Source organism: Ruegeria sp. YTSA226, from assembly GCF_059609905.1.
Genome location: NZ_JBXWMQ010000005.1, coordinates 298,213 through 305,109, shown reverse-complemented (window position 1 = coordinate 305,109; position 6,897 = coordinate 298,213). Strand labels below are relative to the sequence as shown.

The window sequence follows — 6,897 nt, the reverse complement described above, 5'->3', positions numbered from 1 at the left end:
GTTCATAACCGCAGGACAGGTCAGCGACTACATCGGTGCTCGGGCTCTGTTCAGCGGCATACCGAATGTCGATTGGCTACTCGGAGATCGCGGGTACGATGCCGATTGGTTCCGAGAAGCGTTGCAAGACAAAGGGATACGCGCTTGTATCCCCGGTCGGAAGCAGCGCAAGACAACGGTGAAGTACGACAAGCGCCGATACAAACGCCGCAACCGGATCGAGATCATGTTTGGCAGGCTCAAGGATTGGCGCCGTGTGGCAACCCGTTACGACAGGTGCCCGAAGGTCTTCCTCTCAGCAATCGCCATCGCAGCTCTCGTCATCTATTGGCTATGAGTCCTGACCCTAGGCGCCAACAGTTCGACCAACCGGTTTCCTCGAACCGGACTTTCATGCAAAGCGCAGCATTTTCAACCGCTCAAGACCCAAAGCGCGCGCACAGCAGACTTCTGCCGACAGGTTACTGTCGTCTTCTGATCACATACTGATATCATCAAGCCCGGCAAAAGGTCTGATCTGTCCGGAGGAGCAGACGCTCGCTTAAATGCCGCGAATATTGGCATCGGACCCAGGTGAAATCAAAGTGCAACCGTGCATAACACCGCGCAGTTCGGCGAGGCCGCGCATTCTGCCTATGAGCGGGTAGCCGGGCTGGGAAGGACGAGTGAGATCGTTCAGCAAAGCGTGGCCATGGTCCGGGCGCATGGGAATCTCATAATCTGATCGCCCCTGATTGCGGCGCCGCGTTTCTTCGACCATCAAGGCGCGAATTGTTGCAACCATATCTGTGTCTCCTGCCAAATGTTCAGACTCGGAAAAACTATGGCGATTGCGGTCGCTTGAACCGTCCCGCACGGTATTGCGAAGATGTACAAAGTGGATCCGATGGCCGTGCTGAGCAATGAAGGATACTGGGTCGAAGTCTTCGGCAACACCCAATGACCCGGTGCATAGCGTTGCTCCGTTTGCCGGGCTGTCAACGGCATCCAACACGGTCGCGTAATCACTTTGCGACGACATGACCCGTGGAAGCCCAAGCAGTGGAAAAGGTGGGTCATCTGGATGGCAACAGAGCCGGACGCCGAGGTCTTCGGCCGTTGGAACAACCTCGGAAAGGAAATCAACCAGGTTGGAGCGGAGGGTTTCGGGCGTCACGCCAACATATGCCTCGAGGTTTCGTTTCACGTCCTCAAGAGACCAATTGTCGTTCGCCCCCGGCAAACCAGCGACGATATTGTTCGACAGTTTCAGGCGATCTCCATCGCCCAGATCTGCAAACCGGGCCCGTGCGGCTTCTATGATCACCGCTGAATAATCTTGCTCCGCGCGTTGCCTGCATAGGATGAAACAATCGAACATGACAAAATCCAAGAGATCAAACCGCATTGCGTGCCCACCATGTGGCAGCGGATGGCTCAGGTCTGTGCGCGTCCAATCCAGCACTGGCATGAAGTTGTAGCAGACTGTGTGAATGCCACATTCGGCCAAATTACGTAGGCTTTCCTTGTACATTTCAAGGTGTTGCCTTACCGGGCCGGTTTGCGATTTGATCGCTTCGGACACCGGAACGCTTTCAACAACGTCCCAGGTCAATCCAGATGAAACGCCTCCGGGCTGCTCAATCTGTTGCTGCCGCTCTTTGATGTGCTCGACTGGCCAAACCTCTCCTGTTGGAACATGGTGCAAGGCTGAGACGATGCCGGTTGCACCGGTTTGCCTGATTTCACCAATGGAGATCGCATCAGAAGGACCAAACCAGCGCCAAGTCTGTTTCATGATCTTGCTACTCCTTGATCAAGACGTATCACTAACCCGTCTCATCCTTACCAAGATCTAAGTTAACCGGGACGAGTGCGCCTTTGTGACGGACGACATGGCCTGCCAGACGACACCCCTTGCGTATGCCTGTTGCCAAATCATCCTGCCTAACAACGCTTACCAAGACACCTGCATTGAAACTGTCCCCTGCCGCAGTGGTATCGACAATGCCCCTCGCTGGATCAACGCCTACCTCTCCACGTTGACCTGCTTTTTGAAAAACCACAGGCTGCGCGCTGTTCTTGACGACAATCTGATCGACACCAGCCTTTGCATACCGATCCAACGTCGCAATTGAATCGCCGTCCCCGAACCATACGGCTTCGTCATCATAAGATGGCAGAACGATATCGGATTGCGCAGCAGCTTTCATAACTGTGTCTGTCATTTCCTGCGGCGTAGACCAAAGCTGTGGTCTTAGATTTGTATCAAAGGCAACAGTCGTTCCGGATGCACGTGCACGACGCAACGCAATTAACAGAATTTCGCGTGATTGTGGATCGAGAATAGCGAGGGTTATTCCAGAAAAGTAGATTAAGTCTGCGCCCTTAACTGCCCGCCCGAGTGCAATCTCGTCGACCGCAAGTTGCCTGGCGGCAGAGTCGCTGCGCCAGTATGAAAAACTGCGCTCACCATTGCTGAGATGGATGAGATATAGCCCAATCGTTTTGCCCGCAATGACTTGGACGTGCGTGTCGGATATCCTGCTGTCTTTCATGAACGCCCGCAGATCCTGCGAAATCGCATCATCTCCGACAGCCGTCAGATAGTTGACGTCGATATCTGCGGCGATTTGTGCAAGATACCATGCTGTATTGAAGGTATCGCCCGCAAAACCAAGCTTGAATTCACCAACCCGTTCAGATGGGGCAAGTTCTGCCATGCATTCGCCGATTGCCAGTACACGCATATCAGTTACAGAAAATCATCGCGGCGGGGCGTGAAACTGTCGACCAATGTCCCAGGTTCCAGGCATGTGCAGCCATGGGTTTGGCCGGGCGGGATGACAAAACTTTCACCGGGGCCAAACTCTTGTTCGTGCTCACCCAACGTAAACCGAAATCGACCGCTTTCGACATAGGTCGCCTGCACATGCGGATGGCTGTGTAGGGCACCAATCGCCCCGGTCGCGTAAAACCGGAAGGCAACAACCATGAGGTCAGGATGATCAGATAGCACCTGCCGCGTGACATGTTCACCTGTAGAGACGATCGGGAAATTGGGCACAGGTTCTCTCCTTGCTTGTTAGGAAAACAGCATGCCACCGTTGAGATCAATGTTTGCGCCCGTGATGAAGGCACTGTCCTCGCAGGCCAGAAATAAAACGAGATTTGCAGCGTCATCAACATGACCCTGACGCTTTAGCGGTGCGTTGGCTTCAAAGCCGCGTCGACCAGCATCAGGTGTATGAACATTGTGAAAATCGGTATCGATCATGCCAGGACAAAGTGCATTCACACGAATGTCGGGGCCGACCTCTTTTGCCAAACCGCGTGTCATGGTCATGACCGCGCCCTTGGCTGTGGCATAGGCGACGGCACCCGGTCCACCACCATCGCGCCCGGCCTGACTGGCGAGATTGACGATAGTTCCAGACGTCATCCTGGACAGGCAAGCCTGCGTCATCAGGAATGTGCTGGTCAGATTCAGGCTCATCACGGCGTCCCAATGTTCAACAGACATTTCCGCAATGGTTTTGCGGGCGATCAGACCGCCTGCATTATTGACCAGAATATCGACGCCGCCAAAGGTTTCGACCGTGCGATACACAAGCGCGTCAACATCCGCCTTCTTGTTCAGGTCGCCCTGCACGGCAATCGCCTTACCGCCGTTGGCTTCGATTGCGGCAACAGCTTCATCCGCGCCGTTTGAGCTGGAAAAATAGTTGATCGCAACATTTGCGCCTTCAGAGGCGAGTTTGATCGCAACCGCGCGGCCAATATCACGGCCTCCTCCGGTCACGATGGCGGTCTTACCTGCAAGTTTCATGTCGATCCTTCCTATTGCAAAGCGCGAGCTTCGCTTTTGTCATGGGTCTAGTTTGGCCGCCTTCGGAATACGCTCAGAGCGCAAGTTGAGACGCCATTATCGGAACGCCCCCGGCATAACTGCCTTTGGGAGCCACAGAATGATTTCGGGGAATGCCGCCAACAGAATGAGGATGACCAGCATTGGGGCAAGGATAAGCACGACCTCACGCAGGACTTGCACAACGTTTAGGCCGCCGATCGCTGCAGAGATGAGCAAACACAAGCCGTATGGCGGTGTCACCAGCCCGAAGGCAAGCGAGACAATGCCGATGATAGCGAAGGCGATCGGATCAACCCCACCCGCCTGCGCCACGGGCATCAGAACCGTGCCAAGAATGATGATTGTCGGGATTGCATCGATGAACAGGCCAAAGAGAAGAAACAGAAGGGCAATCAAGATAGCCGTTCCAAATGCCCCGAACTCCCAAGCAGTCAGAACACTGACAATCAAGCGCGGCGCATCGTAGAACGACAGTAGCCATCCGAATGCCGAGGCGGTGCCGATCGCAAACAGAGAGATGGCTGCAAATCGTGCGGTGTCATAGAGGATCGTACCCAAATCTCTGACAGTGACCGTCCGATAGACAAACATGCCCAAGATCAGCGCATAACCCGCCGCTATGATTGCACTTTCAGTTGGTGTGACAAGACCACCTACAATACCGCCAATCACAAAGACCGGTGTCAAAAGGGCCAGTGCGGCACCTTTCCAAGCGGCCCAGAACTCACCCCAATTAGGCGTCGCTGTCACCGGGTAATTGCGGGCTTTTGCGAAGCCATAGACCGTGGCCATCAAGGCAAGGCCAATCATCAGGCCCGGAATTGCACCACCCAGAAACAACGCGCCGACAGAGACCTGCATGACACCGCCCCAGACGATCATCAGGATCGATGGTGGGATGATGACCCCCATCACCGAAGAGCAAGCCGTAATGGCAACGGCAAACCGTGTATCGTATCCTTCTTTCTGCATGGCAGGGATCAGGATTTTTCCGATACCCGCCGCATCTGCTGTAGAAGACCCTGAGATACCTGCGAACAGCATCGACACAGCGACATTTACATGACCCAATCCGCCGGGCATCCAGCCGGTTAGCACACGGGCCAGTTCGATCAGCCGGTCGGTTACTTTGCCGGAATTCATCAGGTTGGCCGCCAGTAGAAAGAATGGAACGGCCAATAAGATGAAGGAGTTATAGGATTGGAACATCCGATCCAGCACGATGAACGGGGTCAGCCGCAGCTCAAGCAACACAACCGGGAGGGTCGCCAAACCCAATGCGAATGCCACTGGGATGCGGATGAAAATCAGCACCAGAAAGCCAGCAATAAGCATCGTGGCGGCAGTTGCAGTATCGAGGATCATGTCTGGCTGCTCTCTCGGTTTAGATATTTCGCGATGGTTTCGGACAACCGGTAGCCTGACAGGAGAAACCAAAACCCTCCGGCAATCGGGACCGAGATGTGCGTAATCGCAAGATTTGCACGCATCATTACCGACCGCTGTTTGCCCCCAAATTCGGTGTATTCGATGCCGTAAAACAGGAAGAACGCCCCAAAAATCATGATGGCAACGTGAACGATGCCGTCTTGGAACAAACGTGGCAGCGGTCTCATTGCGTTGCGGGTAATCCGAACGTCAAAATGGGTGCCGTCCCAAACAGCGACAATAGACCCAATCATCACAATCCAGACGAACAGGAACGTCGCCAGTTCTTCGGTCCAAAGATAAGTTGGGATCAAACCGGTGTAGCGGGAGACAACTTGCATCGCGACCGGTATCGCCAATGCCCCCATCATCACGCCAAGCAATATACGAAGCCCAGTGCAGAACCTATCCAGATATTTTCCAAGCATGTTCCACCCTACATCGCAATGTGACGCGCCAAGCGCATCGGGATTTATGCCAACGGGCGAGTTTGATTACTTACTCGCCCGTCAGCTGGGAGATCACATTCCGCGAACGTTGTTGAGCAGTTCTGTCGCCCCCAGCTCTTCGGCATAGGCGTCCTGCACTGGCTGAACCAGTTCCAGCATTTTCTCGCGACCCTCGAACTCATGCACTTCGATCTGACCTGCGTCGATCATTGCTTGAAGTTTTTCGCCGTCCTGACCGCTCTCCAACGCGCGGCCAAAAGCACCGGCCTCGGCGCCGGCATCCATGATAGCGGCTTGCAACTCAGCAGGCAGTTCATCGAAGATTTTTGCTGACATCACAATTGGGCGCACCGTGATCGTGTGCTGGGTCAATGAGACATGCGGCGCAACTTCGTAGAACTTCAGGTTCTGGATCGAGGCCGCTTCATTCTCAAATCCGGCAATAACGCCTGTTTGGATTGCGTTATAGACTTCGTTGTAGGCAATGGCAGATGGTGCCGCGCCAACAGCTGAGAATGTCTGGGCCTGAATTGGGGCCCCCATGACGCGCATGCGGTGTCCGGCAAGTTCATCCATGTTTGTGATGGGCTCGGCTGAGGCCAGGTTCCGCACACCGCCGCCATGATACCCAACAATCACAATGCCAGCGGCTTCGCGCAGATCATCCTCAAGAGGTTTCAGCGCATCCGATGAAAGCACCGCATCCCAGTGTTCAAGATCACGGAACAGGAAAGGCATATCCATCAAAGGAATGGACTCTGAAAACACCGCCATGTTGGACGGGGCAAGGATCGTATAATCTACGGCGACACCTTGGTTGAGGTAGGTGACGTAATCGGATTCAACCCCAAGCTCACCATTCAGGCGCAGATCAAATTCGACCTCGCCATCATATTTCTCTGCGACCAGTCGTTCAAACTCGCGCAAGGTCTTAGTGAATGCATGTTCTTCATCAAACATGCTTGCCCCGCGCAGTGTGACATCAGCTTGCGCGGTCGAAACCCCGCCCAACAAAACAGCCGTCACAGCCAACGTCTTTAGTGAAAAATTGAACATTCTATCCTCCCAGATCAGGTTCAGGTCTTGTTTTCTTCCAGTCGTCTTTGACCGGCGATCGTGTTCGAAACCTTACAAGTGGTCACGCCAGATCAGCCTTCACCCCAATTTGGA

The 6,897-nt window shown here is 54.2% G+C and carries 8 protein-coding genes; 1 reads left to right on the top strand and 7 read right to left on the bottom strand.

Annotation, left to right across the window (positions count from 1 at the left end):
- Nucleotides 1–337: IS5 family transposase (locus AC2FFF_RS10410; RefSeq protein WP_496882932.1), on the top strand; the 337-nt coding region annotated here is incomplete at its 5' end.
- A gap of 204 nt (nt 338–541) precedes the next feature.
- Here AC2FFF_RS10410 and uxuA read toward each other — a convergent pair.
- From uxuA to AC2FFF_RS10375, 7 genes are all read right to left on the bottom strand, one after another.
- The gene (gene uxuA / locus AC2FFF_RS10405; RefSeq protein ID WP_496882931.1) at nt 542–1,777 is read right to left on the bottom strand and encodes a mannonate dehydratase; all 1,236 of its coding nucleotides are present in this window, start codon (nt 1,775–1,777) and stop codon (nt 542–544) included.
- 31 nt (nt 1,778–1,808) lie between these two features.
- Nucleotides 1,809–2,729, bottom strand: a complete 921-nt coding sequence (locus tag AC2FFF_RS10400; RefSeq protein WP_281973966.1) for a sugar kinase — start codon at nt 2,727–2,729, stop codon at nt 1,809–1,811.
- A 5-nt stretch (nt 2,730–2,734) separates the two neighbouring features.
- A complete protein-coding gene (locus AC2FFF_RS10395; RefSeq protein ID WP_281973965.1) occupies nt 2,735–3,046 on the bottom strand; it encodes a cupin domain-containing protein in 312 nt (103 codons plus the stop codon).
- Between the two features lie 18 nt (nt 3,047–3,064).
- On the bottom strand, nt 3,065–3,808 hold the full coding sequence (locus AC2FFF_RS10390) for an SDR family NAD(P)-dependent oxidoreductase (RefSeq protein ID WP_271952733.1): 744 nt from the start codon (nt 3,806–3,808) through the stop codon (nt 3,065–3,067).
- A 96-nt stretch (nt 3,809–3,904) separates the two neighbouring features.
- Complete coding sequence (locus AC2FFF_RS10385) at nt 3,905–5,215, bottom strand: TRAP transporter large permease (protein ID WP_271952730.1); 1,311 nt, start codon at nt 5,213–5,215, stop codon at nt 3,905–3,907.
- Nucleotides 5,212–5,706, bottom strand: coding sequence for a TRAP transporter small permease (locus AC2FFF_RS10380; RefSeq protein WP_142640369.1), 495 nt, complete (start codon nt 5,704–5,706; stop codon nt 5,212–5,214). Before AC2FFF_RS10380 ends, AC2FFF_RS10385 begins: the two co-directional genes overlap by 4 nt.
- Nucleotides 5,707–5,799: 93 nt before the next feature.
- Complete coding sequence (locus tag AC2FFF_RS10375; protein WP_142640370.1) at nt 5,800–6,783, bottom strand: TRAP transporter substrate-binding protein; 984 nt, start codon at nt 6,781–6,783, stop codon at nt 5,800–5,802.
- Between the last annotated feature and the right edge of the window lie 114 nt (nt 6,784–6,897).